The organism is Phragmitibacter flavus (assembly GCF_005780165.1).
GTDB lineage: Bacteria > Verrucomicrobiota > Verrucomicrobiia > Verrucomicrobiales > Verrucomicrobiaceae > Phragmitibacter > Phragmitibacter flavus.
Genome location: NZ_VAUV01000013.1, coordinates 24,174 through 45,192 on the forward strand (window position 1 = coordinate 24,174; position 21,019 = coordinate 45,192).

The following is a 21,019-nucleotide window of genomic DNA, read 5'->3' on the forward strand; positions in this document are numbered from 1 at the left end:
GCAAACATCGGCAATCCATTGCCAAGCACAGCATGCAGTGCTAGCCTTCGCGCTCCTTTTTTTCTTCATCATGAGCGCCAAAGAAAAGCCAGCCGCCAACGCCTATAAAGACACGCTTCACCTCCCGGTGACCGACTTCCCCATGCGCGCCTCCCTCACCGAGCGCGAACCTGAGCGACTCGCCAAATGGGAAAAAGACGGCCTTTATCAGCAAATCCAAAAGCAATCCACTGGCAAACCCACCTTCATTCTCCACGACGGACCCCCTTTTGCCAACGGCGACGTCCACATGGGCACCGCGCTCAACAAAATCCTCAAGGATCTCGTCGCCAAATCGAAAACCATGCTCGGCCATCACGTGCCGTTCGTGCCCGGCTGGGACTGCCACGGCCTCCCCATCGAATTCCGCGTGGTGAAAGAAAGCAACGGACTCAGCCCCGTCGAGATCCGCCAAAAATCCGAAGAATACGCCCGCAAATACATCGACATCCAACGCGCCAGCTTCAAACGCCTCGGCGTTTTTGGCGACTGGGACCATCCCTACCTCACGCTCGACCCCTGCTACGAAGCCGACATCATCCGCACCTTCGCCAAATTCGTTGAACAGGACCTCGTCTACCGCGCCAAACGCCCCGTCATCTGGAGCTACGGCGCCGGCACTGCTCTGGCCGAGGCCGAAGTCGAATACAAAGACAAAACCTCCCCCGCCGTCTATGTAAAATTCGACCTGGTGAACACCCCTGAATTTGCCACCGATGCCTCCCTCGTCATCTGGACCACCACGCCCTGGACCCTTCCCGCCAACCTCGGTATCGCGCTCCACCCCGACTTCGATTATCTCGTCGGCTCCTTCACCAATGCTGAAGGTTCCACCCAAAAACTCATCGTTGCCAAATCTCTCGTCGACGAATTCCAGGCCAAAAACGGACTCACCCTCAGCGCCACCCTCGCCGAGTTCAAAGGCAAGGACCTCGCCGGTTACGAAGCCCAACACCCTTTCCTGCCTCGCACCTCCAAGGTGATCAATGCCCTGTTCGTCACCGCCGAAACCGGCACCGGCCAGGTCCACATCGCCCCCGGCCACGGCGCGGATGACTATCAGGCCGGACTCGCCAACGGCCTCGAAATCCTCTCGCCTGTCGACGACAAAGGTCTCTACACCGATGAAGTCGGCCTTCCCGATCTCGTGGGCGTCCACGTCTTCAAAGCCAACGAGCCGATCATCGCCCTGCTCCAGGAAAAAGGCGCCCTGCTCGCCCGTCACGACTACAAACATCAGTATCCCCACTGCTGGCGCTCCAAAACGCCGATCATCTTCCGCGCCGTTCCGCAGTTCTTCATCAAGATCGACGCCATCCGCCAACAAGCTCTCGCCGAAATCGACAACGTCACATGGCTTCCCGCCTGGGGTCGCAACCGCATCCACGGCACCGTCGAATCGCGTCCCGATTGGTGCATCAGCCGCCAGCGCACCTGGGGTGTGCCGCTTCCTGTGTTCTACCACTCGAACGGCATGGCCATCCTCGACAAGGACATCATCTGCAAGACAGCCGACATCATCGAAAAACTCGGCACCAACGCCTGGTTCTCCAAATCCGACGCCGAGTGGGCTCAACTTCTCGACCTCCCCGACAACGCCCGTCGCGGTCAGGACACCCTCGACGTTTGGATCGATTCCGGCTGCTCCAGCATCGCCGTGCTCGAACGCAACGAGCGACTCCACGCCCCTGCCGACCTCTACATCGAAGCCACCGACCAGCATCGCGGCTGGTTCCAAAGCTCCTTGATGGTCGGCATCGCCACCCGTGGCCGCGCCCCTTACAAATCCGTCATCACCCACGGCTTTGTGGTCGACACCTCCGGCAAAAAAGTCTCCAAATCCGATCAGGGCAGCGACAAAAACGCCAAGCCCATGACCGCCGACCATTATTACAACAAATACGGCGCCGACCTCGTCCGTCTTTGGGTCAGCTCCGTCGACTACCTCAACGAAGTCCCCTTTTCCGAAGAACTTTTTCAGCAAGCCTCCGAATCCTACCGCCGCATCCGCAACACCCTGCGCGTCCTCCTCGGCAACCTCCACGGATTCGACCCCGCGAAGAACACTGTTAAAACAGAGCAGTTTACCTTGCTTGATCGTTGGATATTGGAGCGCCTAGAGAATGTGAAAAGGGAATGCCGAGACGCTTTTGAATACAGGGTTGATGGAGTTGTAGACGTAAGCAAAAGCTACGATTTCCGCAAAGTATTCACCGTTCTAAATCAGTTTTGCACTGTCGACTTAAGCTCACTCTATATCGATATTACAAAAGACCGTCTTTACTGCGATGCCTCAGACAGCATTCGTCGGCGAGCGACACAAACAGCAATGTATAAAGTAACTGAGACACTTTGTCTTTTGCTCGCTCCTATCTTGGCATTTACCGCTGACGAAGCGTGGGAGTATTTAGGACATTCCAAAAGCGTGCATCTTGAGCAATTCCCAGAAGTTCAAGAAGTTTTTCCCGGTGAAAACTCTACGGTCATTGTTGACGAACTGCTTAAAGTGCGCGCCATCATCCAGCAATCCATCGAGAAAGCCCGTCAGGAAAAACTCATCGGCTCCAACCTCGACGCCCTCGTCGAACTCACCCTGCCCGAAAAATCCTTCAACAACGCCGTCTTCAACGACCTTCCCGTTCTCGAAGAATTCTTCATCCTCTCGGTCCTCAAAATCAACCGCAGCAGCGAAATCACCGATCCCCTCGCCCTCGTGCAGATGTCCCCCCATCGGCGCTGCGCCCGCTGCTGGAAACATCTCCCCAGCGTCGGCCAGGGCACCAAACCCGACCTCTGCGACCGCTGCACCGAAGCCGTCTAGCTTAACACTCCAACTTCCCATCTCCGACTTCCGACTTTTTCCATGCTTCGCCTCCTTCTCCTACTGAGCCTTCCGCTCTACATCATCGATCAAATCACCAAATACTGGGCCGCGCACAAATATCCTTTGCGCGGACCCGGTGAAGAAGTCATTCCCAACTTCCTCACCCTGCACTACATCGACAACACCGGCATCGCTTTTGGCAACTTCAACGGCGGCGCCTACTCCAACTACATCTTCGGCGCCATCGCCCTCGGAGCCCTGGTGCTGATCGCGGTCCTCTATCGCAAAGGCATGTTCCCCGGCCCCATCAGCCGGCTCGCCATCGCCCTTCTCGCCGCCGGTGTCTGTGGCAACTTCACCGACCGCATCGTCTACGGTCATGTCGTCGACTTCCTCAGCTTCGACCTCCACATCCCCTTCGCCAACCCGTGGCCATCCTTCAACGTTGCCGACGCCTGCGTCGTCAGCGCCGCCATCCTCCTCGCCATCGCTTCCTTCAAAGAAGCCCCCCCAGAAAAGGCAAAGTGACACAGGCTTGCAGCCTGTGGGTGGAACAGGCATTTTGCCTGTTTCATTCCATCGTCCCGGCAATCCCCCCCCAAGGACCGCGAAGTTTCCCTTCGCCAGTTTCATCGCGCCCGCTTCATCCCTTATCCTTCATCCCTCATCCTTTCATTCACTCCCCCTCCACCACCACCCGCTCCAATCGGATCCGCGCAATCTGATAAATCTGCTTCAACGCGTGACCGATCTCCGCCTCCCGTGAATTGTTAAGCCGCGTTTTCATCGACTCCAAAATCTCCTTCTTGTCGTGTTTGCTGGCACAGATCACAAAAGGAAACCCAAAGCGCATTTTGTAAGCCTGGCTCACCTCCCCCAAGACCTCCGCTTCATCCTCATCCAGCTCGTCCAGTCCCGCCTCGTCGCTCTCCCTGCTCGACTCCGCCGTCACCCCATTGCGACTTCTCAAATCGTGATGCTCGCGAATCAGCGCCAACTGCTGTTCCTCATCCAAGTTCTTCACCACCGCACACAACGACTCCAGCAAGTCCACCCGCGATTCAAACGGACGCCTCGCCGCCACCGCCCCGGCCACCCAGGACGAATGGTCAAACACCGGACGAAGCAGAAAAGAGAATTCGTCTATAGGACAGCGGTTCAGATGATTCAATGAGGTATGCATAGTCGTCCTCCATGGTTGACTGATTTGATCGCTCTGAAATGGCATTTTACCCCTCCCACGCCGTCAAAGGCAATGCCAATCACCCATCCCTACCTCACCTGAGTAGGCGAAGTAAATTTCTCATCAAAACCACAGCCACTAAAGAAGTCGCACTCTCCCCGAGCAAGGAGAGCGGACATTCCTGTCCGCTTCATCTCAACCGCCAAGGGGACACGAATGTCCCCACTCCTGTGATCAAGATATTGTCTCCGCCGGCAATCTCCGAATCTCCCCACCCGCCAGCGCACTTTCATGTGCCAGAATCCCCGTGCAGGTCCAGTTCGCCGACTGCTTCGCATTTGGAAACGGCTCGCGATCCTCGATCAACGCCGAGATAAACTCATGTGCCAGATGCGGATGCGATCCTCCATGCCCACCGCCCTGCACAAAACTCAAATGCGCGTGATCCTCCGCATCATACACGCCCTTGGTCGTAAACCGCTGGATCTCCTCCGGCAACCGATTGGCAAAATCCGGACACGACACCTTCTCTGCAATCTCATGCTCCGCCTTCTTCGCCGTATGCACCACCAGCGGCTCGTTCTCAATCAACGGCCATTCCACCGCCTTCTGTGAACCATACACGTCAATGCTCTCCCGATACTGACGCGCCGTGTCAAACAACGAACGGATGATCCGTGCACTCAAATCCGACTTCGCCACCTTGATGTGCGCCGTCTCCACCGCAAACGACGAACCATAATGCGCGATCAACTCCTCACGGATCGTCCCTGAACCAAAACACGACACATACTCCGCATCCCCACCCGCCAATCCCAGCACCGGACCCACACAATGCGTTGCATAAAACATTGGAGGCAACCCCGGCCAGTAATTCGGCCATCCATCCATGTCCTGCTGATGACTCGCCTGCACAAACTGCACCTTGCCCAACTCACCCGTATCCTTCATTTCCTTCATGAACAAATACTCCCGACTGTAAACCACCGTCTCCATCATCATATACTTCAACCCCGTCGACTTGGTCAGTTCAATGATCTCCAAACACTCCTCCACCGAGGTCGCCATCGGCACCGTGCAGGCCACATGCTTCCCCGCCTTCAGCGCTGCAATGCTCATCCAGCCATGATCTGGAATCGGCGAATTGATATGCACCGCATCCACCTCCGGATCATTGAGTAAATCCTCATAACTCGTGTATCTCCGCTCCACTCCATACTGATCCCCCACCTCATCCAGCTTCGCCTGATTGCGCTGACAGATGGCCAGCATGTTTGCCTGCGGATGCCGTTGAAAAATCGGAATAAACTCCGCCCCAAATCCGAGGCCCACAATCGCGATATTAATTTGTCTGCTCATATTCAATCAAGAAGGAAAACGTTGCTCAACATACAACGCAATCCGTCCCCAAACTGCACGGACGAAATTTATCAAAAATCGGACATTCCCAAAAAGTAGAATGCTCGTCCCGAGCATTTCATCCAGACCCCAAGGCCCGGGACGGGCCTTCTACTTTTTATCCCTCATCCTTTCGCCTTCATCTTTTAACTTCCACCTCCCCCTTCTCCCCACCCACTTCAAACCTCACCCTCGCTCCCGCCGCCAACCCCTCCGTCGCCACATCCACAAACCACACATTCAGCGTTTCCACCCCCCTCGCCTCCAACTCCAAAACCTCCTCCTCACTCGCGCCCAACCCCCAAACCTTCACCACCGCCGCCTCTCCCAATACCAGCCTCAATCCCTTCCCATACCCCACCCAACGCGTGCGGTGATTCATCGTCCACATCTCCATCTCATATCCCGTCCGCAGCTTCACATACCGCTCATAACACGCCGGAATCCGATCAAACACCACCCCATCCCTACGACTTCTCACCAGGCTCAAATACTCCGCGTGACTCCAACACAACGGCATCGCCGCCCCTGTCGGCTCCCCCTTTTTGAACCCATGCCCCGGCTGATCCTCGCCATCCCACAACTGCTCCGAAATCATCCCGCCCTCATTCGCCATCTTCTCCATCGTCTCGATAAATGGCAACGGATCACGCCCCGCCGCCAGCTCGTAATGCCCCCGTTCCCCTGTTAAAATCGGCCAGCACCGACCCACCCCGACCTCATCAAATCCCTCCCCGTCATCACGCTGACCATACCCATCAAAATTGTATCGTCGCCACCCCGGTCCCTGCGGCAACTCATGCCGAATCATCTCATCCATCACTTCAATCGAACTCAACACCAACGGCTCGTCCGCCGCCCTCAACCCCAGCCTCACCAGATGCAGAAAATCCCCACCCACCACCTCCCGCGCCAGATGTTTCCCACCCCCGTTCGCCAGTTGAATCTCCAACGAATCAGGATCGGGATGAGCATCCGGCCTCACCGAACTCGACGGCGTGATCCGCAAATAGTGCGCCTTCCGCCCATCCTTCTCCCCACACGCACACCACTCATCCACATGCCCGTTCAGCCAGTCCGCATACGCCAGTAAAAACTCCGCGCCCTCCTCATCCCCCGCCATCCCCGCAAACTCCGCCGTGCACACCAACCCGGCAATCACGACCGCCAATGTCGAAGGCGAATAACCCGACTGCTCCTCCCATCGCTCCTGATGCGTCACCGGACCCTGCAACATCAAAAACCGCGCCGACCTCGTCAGCACTGTCATCGGATTAAAATCCTTCATTCCGCCCGCCCGCCACAGCCGCCACGCCAGCAACGCCGGAGCCGCCGACTCGTCCAGCTGCACTCCCTTCCAATACGGCCTCCCATCCATCCAGCTATTCTGCGGAAACGAACCGTCCTCCTGCTGAATGCACGACAACCAGATCAATGCATGCCGAGGTGTCGCCAACTGACCACTCGCCAGCAACGCACTCGCGCTCTGCACCAAATCCCGCGTCCACACCAGGTGATAACCGCCGATCTCCCCATCGCCCCGATCGTCCCCCCAAGGAATCGACAGCGACGCAATGATTGCCCCCGCAAACACCTTGTCCTCATGCGCCAGCAGCACACACCGGCTCAGCCTCGCCATGCTACCGCCATCCCCCGTATGGCCACTTAGATCATCCTTCTCATCTGCCTCCGCCCTTCGCCACTGTTGACAATATTCCACCCGCTTCTCTTCAAACGGCACCGCCAGCGACTGCAACAGACAGGTCGCCGCATGCACCCCCGAAGCACTCAACGAAATCCCACACGTCCACTCCAACCCCTCCGATAAATCAATCTCCCCCGTCAGCGCCACATTGCCATTCTCCGCCTTCCCATACTCCCACTCCATTCCCCTGTGCTGCATCACGTCCTGCCACCCGTCACTCACTCCTACAAACCCCGCCGACCGCTTCACGAAATCTCGATCACACCCCAACGCCAGAAACGTCCTTCCACGCTCCGCCCTCAACAACCTTCTCCCCGCGAAATCACACACCCAGGCCGAGTTGCCCTTCCCCCTTCCCTCCAAATGCGGAGCCATCAACGCAAACACCCGCAACTTCCCCTTCAACGCCTCATCCAACACCTCCAGCCGACTTTTCACCAGCACCACACTCCGATGCGGATCCGCCAGCACCTCCTTCACCAACCGATACCGCCCATCCTTGTCTGAATTCGTCAGCCGGTAGAACAAACAATCCTTTTCCGGATACTCCACCTCATGCAGCAAATCCCGCTTCTCCTCATGCACAAACGATTCCCCATCCGTGATCAAAAACCCAAAATCCCTCACCTGCGGCGTGTCGATCGTCGGCCAGTAAATTTCATTCACAATCCCATGCGACAGCGTGAACCACACCCGGCACGACGTGTGGTAAGCCGTCCCCACCCCCACCTTCGAGCTTGAAGTCCATCTCGGTTCCAACCCCGGTGCCCCCGGTGCAGCCAAACAATGCGCATCATCACTCATAAGGCCCCCACTCTACCCAACCAAACCCCAGTCAGGCAAGCCCCACCTCAACCTCCGCTTTAATGCGCCGCTACCTCTCCGACCACACTCTTGCCTTTGGGGGCATGAGTGGCACTCGACCAGGTAAGACGGTCAATCCACGCCAGCGCAACCGCCGAAAGCAAAAACACCACGTGGATGATCACCTGCCACATCAACGCCTGACCACCGGTGTCGGTCTTCAACATCTCCGTCGCATTGATGAAACTCTTCAACAAATGCACCGACGAAATTCCGATCAATGCCGTCGCCAGTTTCACCTTCAAAATCCCCGCGTTAACATGGGAAAGCCACTCCGGTTGATCCGGATGCCCCTGCAGATTCAACCGCGAAACAAACGTCTCATAACCGCCGATGATGACCATGATCAACAGGTTCGCGATCATCACCACATCAATAAGCCCCAGCACCGTCAGCATCACAATCGTCTCCGCCGATGCCTGCGGTGCCCCTAAAGCCAGCGTCGCCGCCTCGAATGCGTGCTTGTCGCCAAACACCGAGTGACCGATCAAATGCCACAGCTCAATCATGAACCGGTAAACATAAATCGCCTGGGCGACGATCAGTCCTACATAAAGCGGTGCCTGTAACCAGCGGCTTAGGAAAATGAGATTACTGAGGGTGCGACGGAATCCACTTTGAGCAGGGAGAGATGCAGGCATGGGGAGATAGATCAACGATCAAAAAAACAACGAAACAGGGCGCTGGCAATAGCGCGGGACCCGCCCTAGAGCAAGTCCCAGTTCCTGGCATTTTTGGAAGAGCGACTTCCCTGCTATTTTAGTAGCCAACCCACCCCGCCAATCACTTCTCCACCGCATGCTTGCGGTTTTGAATATACACACTCCGCGCTGAAATATACGGATCCACCGAGTTCTCCACCGCCACATCATACAAGTCCAACTGGGCCGGCATCATCTGGATCGTGTTGGCATACGGAGGAATCTGTTTCCAGTCGCCACCACTGCTCCAGAACACCCCCCAGTTCACTGGATTCAACGCGTAGTCGAAGGCCAGTCCAAACCCATCCCTTACACTGGAAGGACCCAACACCGGCATGACGAAATACGGGCCGTGACCCATCCCCCATGTCCCAAACGTCTGCCCGGTGTCCTCCGGTGGCACATCGGACAAAGCCGGAATCTGCCTTGAAACCTTAAACAGACCACCCAGGCCCGCCACGGTATTCACGGCAAACATCCCCGTCTCCTGCCCCGCCCGTTTGAACTTGCCCTGCAAGGTGCTGTTCACAAAACGAATCGGGAACCGAACATTGTCAAAAGCATTGGAGATCCCCTTGCGCACTGGCTGCGGAAACACCACTTGATACCCTTTTGAAACCGGCCTGAACAACACCGTGTAAACGCCGTCATTAAAACGAAACACTCCGCGATTGAACCCCTCCCAAGGATCAGACACCTCGGCCATCGCATAGTCATCGCCATCATCGACAATGCCTCCGTCCCCCATCGAAGACGCAGTTGCAGAGTCAGCCCCGGCAACCGTCGAAGGCAAAGGCGAAGTCTCATCACCCTGACCGGTTGACGAAACGTTCTGTTTGGTGGCACATGAAGTCGTCGCCAGCAGCCCCGCTGCAAAAACCAGACCGGTAAAGGATTGCGTCAATGTTTTCATGATCGGGACAAGGATTGGTTAAGGGCACTGATCACGGATGCCGCACCGCCTTTTTTGAACTGCGCATCCAGCTGACTCCGGTAGTTGGCAATCATGCTGACCCCCTCGATCACCACATCGGTGATCAACCAGCCACCTCCCTGCTCAAGGCGGTAGTCCACACTGTAGCGACTGCCCTGATACTGCATCTTGGTCGGCACATCCACCCGCCCCTTGGCAGGATTGGTTGCCGTTTGATAATCAATCACCGGTTTTGCGCCCGGCGTGAATTTCGCGCTGTAGGTGCGAATCACCAGTGTCGAAAAGAGCTTGGTCGCCTCTTTCTGCTGATCCGGCGAAAAACTTCTCCAACCTGGTCCCACCGCGCGGCGGGTCATTGCCTCAAAGCTAACGTGTTTGTTCAACACCGGCCCCAGCTTCTGCGCGAGGGCCGCCGGACTTGATGCCCCATCCGCCACCGCCAGCACATCGCCCACGGCCGATTTGAGCTTCTGCACGGCCGCCTCAGTCTCGGCCGAAGCCGTCATGGGCAACACCAGCGTGGCCAAGCAAAGGGAAAGAATAAATGGCAATCTTTTCATGAATAAATTCAGGTCGGGTTGTTAAGGAACGGGGTCGAGAGCAGGGGCAGGAGCAGCAGGTTTTTCCGAAGCCTCTTCAACCCCACCAAAGGCCATCTTGCCGATCAACGATTCAATATCGACAGATGACTCGGTCATGGTGATAAGGTTTCCAGGTTCAAGAACCGTTTCATCAGCACCAGGAGCAAGCAGGATGTATTTGTCTCCAATCAAACCCGTGGTTTTGATCGAAGCCATCGAATCGGTCGGCAGCTTCAATCCTGAATCGACGCGAATCTTCGCAATGGCGCTATAATCTTTTGGGTCGACGTGAATCCGTTCGACCCGACCCACCGTCACCCCCGCCACCACCACCGTGCTGCCAACATTTAATCCACTCACGTTGGTGAACCTCGCTTCAAGTTCATACGAGTCGCCGCCCAGCAACGAACCCGCGCCCAGCTTCACCGTCAGATAAAAAATCGCAGCCAACCCTAGCATCACAAAGATGCCCACCAGATACTCTAACTTTGCTTGCTTCATGTCGTTGATCTCTAAACTCTAATCTAAACTAATTTAAACAGGCATCCCGTCGTTTCTCTTTCCAAGTCCAGCAATGGCTACGCCAAGCGCCACCGTGCTGTCACGAAAATTCCTCACCGCGTCCAACGGAGAAACCGAAAACTCCTCCGGCGTCCCCTCGAAACACATCGTCCCATCCTCCAGCATCGCCACCCGGTCGCTGCACGCCAGCGCCTCCGGCACATCATGCGTCACCACCAGCGCCGAGAAATTGAATTGCCGCTGATACTTCGCGATCATCAAAAATACCGCATTGCGCCGCAACGGATCCAGCCCCGCCGTCGGCTCATCAAACAACACCAGTTCCGGCTTCGTCACCAACGCCCTCGCCAATGCCAGTCGCTTCTGCATGCCTCCCGAAAGCTCCGACGGAAAGCGGTCCTTGAACTCCTCAAGCTCAAGCTGACTCAACGCCTCCAAACTCCGCTCACGAACCTCCTTCGCCGACAAATCCATCGTCTGTTCCAGCGGCAGCGCCACATTCTCCAATGCCGTCATCGAATCAAACAACGCATTGCTCTGAAACAAGAACCCACTGCGCTTGCGGAAATCCGTCCTAGCCACGCGATCTCCCGCCGCCAGTAATCGGCCATCAAAATAAATCTCTCCAGCATCCGGCTCCAGCACATTCGCCAGACACTTCAAAAACACCGACTTGCCCGTCCCGCTGCGCCCCAACACCGAAACCAGACTTCCCTTCGGCACCTTCAAAGTCGCACCCGCCAGCACCGCGCGATCATCAAAGGCCTTGTGCAGACCTTCCACCCGAAGCAACAGCGCTGTATCTTCCTTTAAGTTCATCCTAAGTTCACTTACTAAACCAGTAACGAGGTGATTACATAATCCACCGCCAGCACCGCGATGCTCGACTGCACCACCGCCCTTGTGGTCGAAGCACTCACCGCCATCGCCCCCGTCGCGGTCCGGTAACGATGCGCATTAAATCCATGATACGCACACAGCGACATCGTCAGCAGTCCAAACACCACCGCCTTGATAAAACACTCCATCACATCATCCATCTGCACCGCCCGCTCCACTGCCGACCAATACACGCTCGACTCCAGCCCCAGCAATAACGAACCCGACAAACTCCCCCCCCACAAACCCACCGTCACGAACAACGCCACCTGCATCGGAAACACCAGCAACGCGGCAATCAACCTAGGTGCCACCAGATACCCGTGACTGCTCACCCCCATGGTCTCCAACGCCGCAATCTGTTCCGTGTTGCGTTGAATCCCCAACTCCGCCGCCAAAGCCGAACCCGCCTGGCCCACCAGCATCAACGCCGCCAGCACCGGACCCAACTCGCGCACCAAACTCAGCGACACCAATGCCCCCAGCAGGGTCTCCGAGCCAAAACGATTAAGCACATAATATCCCTGCAAGCCCAGCACCAGTCCCGTGAAAACGCCGACAATTAGAATCACCGGCAAACACCTCACCCCCTGCTCAAACCCCGCCCTCACGATCCGCCGTCCAATCTTCCGAGAGCCCAAGATCGACTTGAAAGCCTTTCCGACGAACAGGGTAAAGTCCCCCAACGCCTCAACCAAACTAAGAGATTGTCTTCCGACCGCACGAATCACAATAACGTTACATTGCCCAGCCAGCCGTCGGACGCAACTTTGCACCGCTCACGATGCAACTTTTTGCCTCGACATGCCTAAAAATTCCTTCGCTTCCGCCAAAGACCGCAGTTGAAACCCACGTTTTCGCCACGAAATTCCGATTCCATGACTGTGGAACACGATCCCCTCTGGCTGCGACTTCAATCCTTGCAAATCGACACCCCGGGAGCTGAGTTCACCTTCACCCAACGGCTCGCCCGCGAAAACCACTGGTCCGAATCCTTCGCCCAACGCGTCGTCCACGAATACCTGCGCTTCATCTACCTCGCCACCGTCGCCGGCCATCCCGTCACGCCCTCTGATGAAGTCGACCAAGCCTGGCACCTTCACCTCGTTTACACCCGCTCCTACTGGGATGACCTGTGCCGCAACATTCTCGGCAAACCCCTCCACCACGGCCCTACCAAGGGCGGCCACGCCGAAGCCGCGAAATTCGACGATTGGTATGCCCGCACCAAGCAAAGCTACAAACGCCTCTTTGGCCAAGCACCTCCACAAGACATCTGGCCGCCCGCAAATATTCGTTTCGCACCCGCCGACCGTTTCAAGCGCATCGATTCCAGCGCCCATTGGATCATTCCCAAACGCCTCACCCAACACGCCGCCCTCTGGTCCTCCACCGCCTTCATCCTTGCCTCGTGCATCATCCAACCCAGCAACAAAAATTTCTTCCCTTGGGGATTCTTCATCATCGTGGCCCCCGCCATGATGTTTTTCTTGATCCTGATCAGCAAGATCAGTCGCCAAAACAGAAAGAAACGCAAGCGCAACGACAAAGGCGACGGCTGCAGCTCCTTTGGCGCGGGAGGTGGATGCGGCAACGGTTGCGGCTCCGACTCTGGCTCTGATTCAGGTGGCGGCGGGTCCAGCGGCTGTGGAGGTGGAGGCTGCGGTGGCGGCGGCGACTGACACCCAACATTTTTCTCATCCCGCCCCCCACCGGCACTGCAATTGCTTTTGACCACCCCTCCCCCCCGCCTAAAGTCCCCCTTACCAAATCTTACTTTTCACTTCTCACTTTTTACTTTTCAACCATGTCCGCCACTCCCACCATCATCTACACCAAGACCGACGAAGCCCCCGCCCTCGCCACCTACTCCTTCCTGCCCATCGTCCAGGCCTTTACCAAACACTCCGGCATCAACGTCGAAACCCGCGACATCTCCCTCGCCGGCCGCGTCATCGCCCAGTTCCCCGATTTCCTCACCGACGACCAAAAAATCGCGGACCACCTCTCCGAACTCGGTGCCATGACCCTCACTCCCGAGGCCAACATCATCAAACTCCCCAACGTCTCCGCCTCAGTCCCCCAACTCAAAGCCGCCATCGCCGAACTGCAATCGAAAGGCTACGCGCTCCCCGATCTTCCCGAAAACCCCAGCACCGACGCCGACAAAGACATCAAGGCCCGCTACGCCAAAGTCATGGGCTCCGCCGTCAATCCCGTCCTCCGCGAAGGCAACTCCGACCGACGCGCCCCCAAAGCCGTCAAAGACTACGCCAAAGCCCACCCCCACTCCATGGGCCTTTGGTCCCCCGACTCGAAAACCACCGTCGGCTCCATGAACGGCAGAGGCGACTTCTTCTCCAACGAAAAATCCGTCACCGTCCCCACCGCCACCGACGTCAAAATCCAGTTCACCGGCAAAGACGGCAGCGTCAAAATCCTCAAAGCCTCCACCCCTCTCAAAGCCGGTGAAATCATCGACGCCACCTTCATGAGCAAAAAGGCCCTCACCGCCTTCATCGAAGAACAAATCGCCATCGCCAAAGCCGAAGGTGTCCTCTTCTCCCTGCACATGAAAGCCACCATGATGAAGGTCTCCGACCCCATCATCTTCGGCCACGCCGTCAAAGTCTTCTTCAAAGACCTCATCGCCAAACACGAAGCGACGCTCACCGAACTCGGCGTCGACTTCAACAATGGCTTCGGTGACCTCATCGCCAAACTCAGCAAACTCCCCTCTGACAAAAAAGCCGAAATCGAGTCCGACATCCAGCTCGCCTACGCCAACGGCCCTGCGCTCAGCATGGTCAACTCCGACAAAGGCATCACCAATCTCCACGTCCCCTCCGACGTCATCGTCGACGCCTCCATGCCCGCCATGATCCGCGCCGGCGGCAAAGTCTGGGACGCCCAAGGCAAAACCGGCGACACCCTCGCCGTCATCCCCGACTCCTCCTATGCCGGGATCTACCAGGCCACCATCGACTTCTGCAAAACCAACGGTGCCCTCGATCCCAAAACCATGGGCTCCGTCCCCAACGTCGGCCTCATGGCCCAGGCCGCCGAAGAATACGGCTCCCACAACAAAACCTTCGAAATCCCCGCAGACGGCAAAGTCGAAGTCATCGACACCGACGGCAACATCCTCCTTTCCCACGACGTCGAAGCTGGCGACATCTGGCGCGCCTGCCAGACCAAAGACGCCCCCATCCAGGACTGGGTAAAACTCGCCGTCAAACGCGCCCGCGCCAGCGGCACTCCCGCCATCTTCTGGCTCGACAAAACCCGCGCTCACGACGCCCAGCTCATCGCCAAAGTCGAAACCTACCTCAAAGACCACGACACCACCGGCCTCGACCTCCGCATCCTCCCCCCTGCCGAAGCCTGCACCGCCAGCCTCGAACGCATCGTCAAAGGCGAAGACACCATCTCCGTCACCGGCAACGTCCTGCGCGACTACAACACCGACCTCTTCCCAATTCTCGAAGTCGGCACCAGCGCCAAAATGCTCAGCATCGTCCCCCTCATGAACGGTGGCGGCCTCTTCGAAACCGGCGCCGGCGGCTCCGCCCCCAAACACGTCCAACAATTCCTCGAAGAAAACTATCTTCGTTGGGACAGTCTCGGTGAATTCTTCGCCCTCGCCCCCAGCTTCGAACACATCGCCGAAACCTTCAACCTCCCACGGGCCAAAGTCCTCGCCGACACCCTCGACGCCGCCACCGGCAAATTCCTCGAATTCGACCGCAGCCCCGGCCGCAAACTCGGCACCATCGACAACCGCGGCAGCCACTTCTACCTCGCCCTCTACTGGGCCCAAGCCCTCGCCGCCCAAACCAGCGACCACGAACTCCAAACCCTCTTCACCCCCATCGCCGAGCAGCTCACTTCCAACGAAGAAAAAATCGTCGCTGAACTCCTCGCCGTCCAGGGCAGTCCCATCGACATCGGCGGCTACTACCAACCCGACGACCAAAAAGCCAACACCGCCCTCCGCCCCAGCCAAACCTTCAATACGATTCTCGCCACCCTGTAACACAGCCTTCCAGGCTGTGAACTCCCACGGGCATCCTGCCTGTGGATCGAAATCCTCATAGATATTCCATGAAAGAAACCTTGGCCGAAATCAAAGCATTGACCGATGCAAAGATCATCGGCCAAAGCGCCATCGGCGGAGCCATCGGTGCCACCTTCTATCTCGAACCCATCTCCACCTACGATCTCGACATCTTTGTCCTTTTCGAATCCCCCCCCCTCATTTTAACCCTCACTCCAATCTATGAGTTTTTAGAAGCCCGCGGCCACCAACCCGAGGGTGATGCCATTCAAATTCATGGATGGCCCGTGCAATTTCTTCCTGCAGAGTCGCCACTTCTAACCGAAGCGGTCGAACAGGCCATCACGGTCGACTTCGAAGGCACCCCAACTCGCGTCATGAAAGCAGAGCATCTCATGGCCATCGCTCTCCAGACAGGACGCGCCAAAGATTTCGCCCGCCTCCACGCCTTCCTCGAATCCGGCACCTCAGACGCAACCGTCTTTGAGTCAATCCTTCAACGCCACCACCTCGTTGACACATGGACTAAGTTTCAAAAACGCTTCCTTGAGCCATGAGCCCCTTATTTCGAGAAATTCTCGACCAAAAAATCCAGCGGCGCCAAACACTGGCCCACCTCCCCTTCCCCGAAAAAATCCGCATCGTGGAAAAACTTCGCGCCACGTCCCTGCGCATCTCTGCCGTCGCATCCAGATCAAAGCTGTGCACTCCATCTCCCGCTGAACTACCAGCAAAACATAGTTAATATTCTGCCTTCGCACAAAGCTTTGTGAACTTGCCCCCTTTTTTGAGCGGACCTCGTCAATTAAATGAATGGAACCAACACATCCTCAAGCTTTGCGTAAAGCTCATCGGCAACCCCATTCTCCCTCAGATCCTCTTTCAGCTTGAGCACCGCATCACACTCCGCCATTCTCGATAGCCTTTGAGAATGCTCAAGCAACCATGTGGTGAACCGACAGGTGGCATCAGGAAATCGTAACGCTAGCTGTCTTTCATTAATCGTTTTAACGATTGGAATCGGTCTATTAGCCCTTAGTCCATTCAAGACAGGTCCAATTTCGCGCATCACCCACTCCGCCATATGGGGAAACTCGTTATTCATGCAGGCAGGGAGACACATGATTTTTGTCACCTCATCATCAATCAACCCAACCGGCAATCCAGTTTTTCTGTCCGCCAAATATTCTGCCAACCACGAAATCCATGCTTCATCAGCCTCCGAAGAAGGACGAAACAACAGCCGATTGCACATAGTTTCGGCGGTTAGTATTCGCATCCCATCATTCATCATCCCGACCATGCTTTTGAGCCACTTGGTCTTGTGTTGGACTTCAATGAAATCAAAAACTAAGTGAACCACGCATCTGGTGACACGGTCATCAAAATCACTTTTCTTTTCTGCTTCACGCTTCAACAATTTCTCAAAATGTGGCAGCACACTTGGGATATAATCTTTATGCCACCTGTCGTGCAAAAAGCCGCTCCAGCAACGCTTGGCGGTAACCTCATCGCGCTCCCAATCTAGCAACGGTAGAATATGTTCTAATACCAGCTTGGGTGCGCGATTATAAAGAGTGCTGCAATGCCAGCAAAAAGTAATTTGGGCCAGCGCGCCAGCATCGGATCTCGATTCTGCCATGGTGATGATTTGGTCATTGGCCAAATTTTCGTCACTGTCACTTGATAAATATGTAACCCAGAAGAGCCAAAACCGGGCGATATCTCCCGGCGCACGGTTCAATACAAGAAATAGCCAGTCATGCTTTCTTTCATCATGCCAGTCTCCAGAGAAATCCCTCTCCAACTGCGGCCAAGTTATCACAGCAATATCACCCGCTTTTTGCAGGAACTGATCCGGCATCCCGCCCTCCTTGCGCTCCACACCTCTCAATAAGAGTCCTGCAATGCCCTTCCAAAATTCAAACGAAGCCATTTGCACTTCATCAACCAGATCAAACAACTTCTGCCAATGGCTCGCGTCAGGGGATGACTCTCTCCAACTTGAGAACCAATAGTGCAATACATTGTCAGGAAACCCATCATCCTGCAAAGCTGCTTTCAGGAACTTAAGATGCCACTCCAAATTTTTCTGACCGGTCAACATGAGCACCTCAGAAACGGTGCGCGCGTTGGAATGCCGTCGATCACCCTGAGCATTTTGATCTTGTATGATCACCTTCACCCATTCCTCTGCCGTGCATTGCAAAGCTCGTTCTAATGGCTTGGGCGCACGCGGGCCCGCAATCATTTCCATATCAGTAACCTCTTCGAACCTTGGCCAGCGCTCCTTAATTTTTTTCTTGGCATTTGATATGGAGTGCGTTGGCGCAATTTTATCCAGTGAATGCAAGTTCCGCCATAGCCTCCTAGCTCTGTTCTCGTCGTCCAGATTTTGACTTAGGAGCAGCCAATCAACCGCCTGATCACGAACATCATCTGACATATCGCTCCAAAAAACATCTAATAGATAATAGATGCCATGTTCCGCTCTGAGCACCCCATTGGCAAAGCGTTCCATCATCCAGCGAATTTTGTGGTCAGCTGTCCATGACTTCAGATGCTCCAACCCATGTAATGCCAAGCGATTCAGAACAAAATGTTCCGAACGGCTCCACGGTTCAATAAGCGCAATGGCCGAATCAGGCCTCTGACTACCAAGTTCTTCCAGAAGTCTCCGAGCTAGCAGCAGAAGCAAATTGTCATGGTCGAGATGATGCGCTCCAAACCCGAGGTCATCACCCAAGTAAACCTCTTCATCTGGATAAGTTCTTGAACTCAGACAACTCGCCTGGCCAAGATGGCAGGTAAGTATGAAACCGATTTCATCACCATATAGATTCAGATAATTCCTCAGGATTCTATCCGTCCAGTCATAAAGCCCTGCACCATGCAATTCAGGAGGCACCAGTTTGAAAATTGCTTTTGGAGCATTCGAATCTTCCCAAGAAAACCTGAATTCCTCACGCAATTCAAGCCTCGGTCGTGTAAGCCTCCGAAATATCTCCAGCGCTAGCACTCGATGCTGTGGAATTTGACACCGATCCAACATTTGGCCCCAATTCTCAGTAGTAAGAACACCATCAGCTTGCTGCAACAGCAGCCAGCCACCTTTATCAAAAACTTCATCCGGCACTTTTTCGGGCGGGCCGTAGGCTATGCTTACAAACAACTGCCAGACCAGTTTGCTATGAAGCTTTCCACCGTGCCTTTGGCATACACTCAGCGCCTCTTGATGATTCCGCTTGAACTGTCCTGCATACCATTTTGCCAATTCAATCAGAGTCGGATGCGCCGCTCTGTCCGATTCACCATCCAATTCAAACAGCGGCTTTAATGTCCCCTGTCCATTGAGCCAGTCCATCCACTCCACAGATTCGGCCCCCTTCAGAAATTGCTCAGCTAGAAAAGGTTCTCCAAATACCTCAAGGACTTCTGTGGCGTTGTCTGGATCAGCTACAGAAAGTGGATCTCTGGCAAACTCTCTTAAACGCAGGACGCGCTCGGAGTTTGAGCGACGATAGTGTGATGCCCAAAGGTGGATTGACGTATCGAGCGAATGATGCGGGTTGAATTTTCGACCTTTGCCTTTCTCCTTGGGATCAACAGTATATAAAATTGGTTGTATCCCTAGATATTTCCATCGCTCGCGGCTTCCCAGATCATCCGTGACTATGGCGTATCGCTCAGGCACGAACCCATTTTCATCGTCATTTTTATCATTGCTGATCTTGGCCATGCCCCTGGCAAGATGATGCATGATCGGGTCCTCGTGACTGTAGCCCACAAAGAGCACGGTATAGTTTTGAAACAGCGAGATGAGAAACCGACGTGCCCATCCATCGGTGACATAGGCTTTGCCGAAATCCATGTCCGTCAAAACTAGCCCTTGCTGAGGACGAGTCAGCTTACCATGAAGATAAGCAATGCCTCCAAAGTCGTTTCCAAGCGGCAGCGCCGGCGCGTAGAATTCTTCCGGCGCAATGCCTTTAAAGACATTTCTTGCTGCCGTTGAAAAATGCCCATCGAAATTCGTAGTGACCAGCCGAACTGATTCAGAATCAACAAAGATCCTCAATAGGTCCTCATGAAGCTGCCGGTGGGGTGCGGTCCCGCCAAGGAATTCTCCGGCCCTTGCATGCACGTCGACTCCCGACTCTTTTAGCCTGCCCAAATATTGATCAAAAGGTTCACGACTTTTCTGTTTAAAATGCCCGCCTCCAATCTTTTTTACCAATCCTCGAAAATCCGGCAGGCAACTTGGCCATGGCTTGGAAACTCCAGCACCTGCAAAAACTACCAATTTGCCAGCATTCTGCGCATCCAGTAGTCCGCCAGGAAACTGTATGCCGCCATAGGTGCATGAGGTGCGTCGATTCATTGAATGCCCATCAGCATTACCCAAGCGTCGTATAAATCCACATTCAAATACATTTCCCATCACCCCCATGACAGGTTCTGAATATATTTGCATCTCGACCACCCGATCCAAATTGATCATCGACACTACGAGACTCGGCTTTCTACACATTTTTGCAGACCTGCAGAACGAAGTCCACAACTCAACCCTCGAAACAAACCCGAACACCGTCCCCATGACTTCGAAACCAATTCTTGACAATCTAGCCAGACTAGCTAGATTGTCATCATGGTCTGGCAACTCCAAAAGGCGAAAAACCAACTCAGTGAACTGGTCGACCTCGCCTTGAGCGAAGGCCCGCAAACGATCACCCGTCATGGTCGACCCACCGTGGTTGTCATCGCAGCAGACGAATACAACCGTCAGACCAAAAAAGAAAAACTCTCCAGCATTCTTCGCGATTGCCCGGCCAAGGGATGGAACCTTACCCGCGACAAGGATACAGGCCGCACCATCCACCTCGACTGACATGGGCTATCTGCTCGACACCGATGTTCTGAGCGAATCATCGAAAGCAATCCCGAATGAAAAGGTCATGTCCTGGCTGGACGCCCATGATCACGAAATCTACCTGTCCACCATCTCCTATGGAGAACTCGTCAAAGGCATCGAGCTTCTAGCCCCTGGAAAACGCCGTAAACAAATCGCCGCTTGGTTTGACCGCCTGAATCACTGGGCCGCTGACAGACTGCTCCCACCGAGCACCGAAGTCATGCGCACTTGGGGCCAGCTCTGCGCCAAATATGAACGCAAAGGACGACGCCTCCCCGTCCTCGACAGCCTCATTGCTGCGACCGCCATCACTCACGGACACCGCCTGGTCACCAGAAACACCAGTGATCACCCAACTGAGATTACCTTGATCAATCCTTGGGAAATGTGAGTGGTGCCATCGGATCAGCGAATTGACTT

The 21,019-nt window shown here is 55.3% G+C and carries 17 protein-coding genes; 7 read left to right on the forward strand and 10 right to left on the reverse strand.

The window, feature by feature from the left end; translation table 11 throughout:
- Positions 1-70 precede the first annotated feature (70 nt).
- Together ileS and lspA are read left to right on the forward strand one after the other, a co-directional pair.
- Positions 71-2,860 (forward strand): isoleucine--tRNA ligase, encoded by a 2,790-nt coding sequence (ileS, locus tag FEM03_RS17245; protein WP_138087539.1) that lies wholly within the window; start codon positions 71-73, stop codon positions 2,858-2,860.
- A 42-nt stretch (positions 2,861-2,902) separates the two neighbouring features.
- Positions 2,903-3,391: a signal peptidase II gene (lspA, locus tag FEM03_RS17250; protein ID WP_138087540.1), complete on the forward strand. Its 489-nt coding sequence runs from the start codon at positions 2,903-2,905 to the stop codon at positions 3,389-3,391.
- Positions 3,392-3,539: 148 nt separating this feature from the next.
- Here the strand turns inward: lspA and uraD are convergent, their stop codons facing one another.
- The 9 genes from uraD to FEM03_RS17295 form a co-directional block, all read right to left on the reverse strand.
- On the reverse strand, positions 3,540-4,091 hold the full coding sequence (gene uraD, locus FEM03_RS17255) for a 2-oxo-4-hydroxy-4-carboxy-5-ureidoimidazoline decarboxylase (protein WP_138087541.1): 552 nt from the start codon (positions 4,089-4,091) through the stop codon (positions 3,540-3,542).
- Positions 4,092-4,280: 189 nt separating this feature from the next.
- Entirely contained in the window at positions 4,281-5,405 is a 1,125-nt protein-coding gene (locus tag FEM03_RS17260) for a Gfo/Idh/MocA family protein (RefSeq protein WP_138087542.1), read from the reverse strand.
- Between the two features lie 178 nt (positions 5,406-5,583).
- Positions 5,584-7,953, reverse strand: a complete 2,370-nt coding sequence (locus FEM03_RS17265; protein ID WP_138087543.1) for a glycoside hydrolase family 15 protein — start codon at positions 7,951-7,953, stop codon at positions 5,584-5,586.
- 59 nt (positions 7,954-8,012) lie between these two features.
- Positions 8,013-8,654, reverse strand: coding sequence for a TIGR00645 family protein (locus FEM03_RS17270; protein ID WP_138087544.1), 642 nt, complete (start codon positions 8,652-8,654; stop codon positions 8,013-8,015).
- Between the two features lie 142 nt (positions 8,655-8,796).
- Complete coding sequence (locus FEM03_RS17275; RefSeq protein WP_138087545.1) at positions 8,797-9,627, reverse strand: MlaA family lipoprotein; 831 nt, start codon at positions 9,625-9,627, stop codon at positions 8,797-8,799.
- Positions 9,624-10,208, reverse strand: coding sequence for an MlaC/ttg2D family ABC transporter substrate-binding protein (locus FEM03_RS17280; RefSeq protein WP_138087546.1), 585 nt, complete (start codon positions 10,206-10,208; stop codon positions 9,624-9,626). The genes FEM03_RS17275 and FEM03_RS17280 overlap by 4 nt, the downstream gene beginning before the upstream one ends.
- A gap of 21 nt (positions 10,209-10,229) precedes the next feature.
- Positions 10,230-10,730 (reverse strand): outer membrane lipid asymmetry maintenance protein MlaD, encoded by a 501-nt coding sequence (mlaD, locus tag FEM03_RS17285; protein ID WP_138087547.1) that lies wholly within the window; start codon positions 10,728-10,730, stop codon positions 10,230-10,232.
- A gap of 33 nt (positions 10,731-10,763) precedes the next feature.
- Positions 10,764-11,570, reverse strand: a complete 807-nt coding sequence (locus tag FEM03_RS17290) for an ABC transporter ATP-binding protein (protein WP_138087548.1) — start codon at positions 11,568-11,570, stop codon at positions 10,764-10,766.
- A 14-nt stretch (positions 11,571-11,584) separates the two neighbouring features.
- Positions 11,585-12,271 carry an MlaE family ABC transporter permease gene (locus FEM03_RS17295; protein WP_206171052.1) on the reverse strand — a complete coding sequence of 229 codons (687 nt, stop codon included), beginning with the start codon at positions 12,269-12,271 and terminating at the stop codon, positions 11,585-11,587.
- A 237-nt stretch (positions 12,272-12,508) separates the two neighbouring features.
- On the opposite strand from FEM03_RS17295, the gene FEM03_RS24810 reads away from it, so the two are divergent.
- The 3 genes from FEM03_RS24810 to FEM03_RS17310 all read left to right on the forward strand — a co-directional run bounded on the left by FEM03_RS24810 (position 12,509) and on the right by FEM03_RS17310 (position 16,244).
- Positions 12,509-13,312: a glycine-rich domain-containing protein gene (locus tag FEM03_RS24810; RefSeq protein WP_206171053.1), complete on the forward strand. Its 804-nt coding sequence runs from the start codon at positions 12,509-12,511 to the stop codon at positions 13,310-13,312.
- Between the two features lie 125 nt (positions 13,313-13,437).
- Positions 13,438-15,666, forward strand: coding sequence for an NADP-dependent isocitrate dehydrogenase (locus FEM03_RS17305; RefSeq protein WP_138087550.1), 2,229 nt, complete (start codon positions 13,438-13,440; stop codon positions 15,664-15,666).
- Positions 15,667-15,734: 68 nt separating this feature from the next.
- Positions 15,735-16,244 carry a hypothetical protein gene (locus tag FEM03_RS17310; RefSeq protein ID WP_138087551.1) on the forward strand — a complete coding sequence of 170 codons (510 nt, stop codon included), beginning with the start codon at positions 15,735-15,737 and terminating at the stop codon, positions 16,242-16,244.
- Positions 16,245-16,492: 248 nt separating this feature from the next.
- Here FEM03_RS17310 and FEM03_RS17315 read toward each other — a convergent pair whose 3' ends face one another.
- Complete coding sequence (locus FEM03_RS17315; RefSeq protein ID WP_166442941.1) at positions 16,493-20,188, reverse strand: SIR2 family protein; 3,696 nt, start codon at positions 20,186-20,188, stop codon at positions 16,493-16,495.
- Between the two features lie 147 nt (positions 20,189-20,335).
- On the opposite strand from FEM03_RS17315, the gene FEM03_RS17320 reads away from it, so the two are divergent.
- Both FEM03_RS17320 and FEM03_RS17325 read left to right on the forward strand, forming a co-directional pair.
- Positions 20,336-20,575, forward strand: a complete 240-nt coding sequence (locus tag FEM03_RS17320; protein WP_206171055.1) for a type II toxin-antitoxin system Phd/YefM family antitoxin — start codon at positions 20,336-20,338, stop codon at positions 20,573-20,575.
- A gap of 1 nt (position 20,576) precedes the next feature.
- Complete coding sequence (locus FEM03_RS17325) at positions 20,577-20,990, forward strand: type II toxin-antitoxin system VapC family toxin (protein ID WP_166442942.1); 414 nt, start codon at positions 20,577-20,579, stop codon at positions 20,988-20,990.
- Positions 20,991-21,019 lie beyond the last annotated feature (29 nt).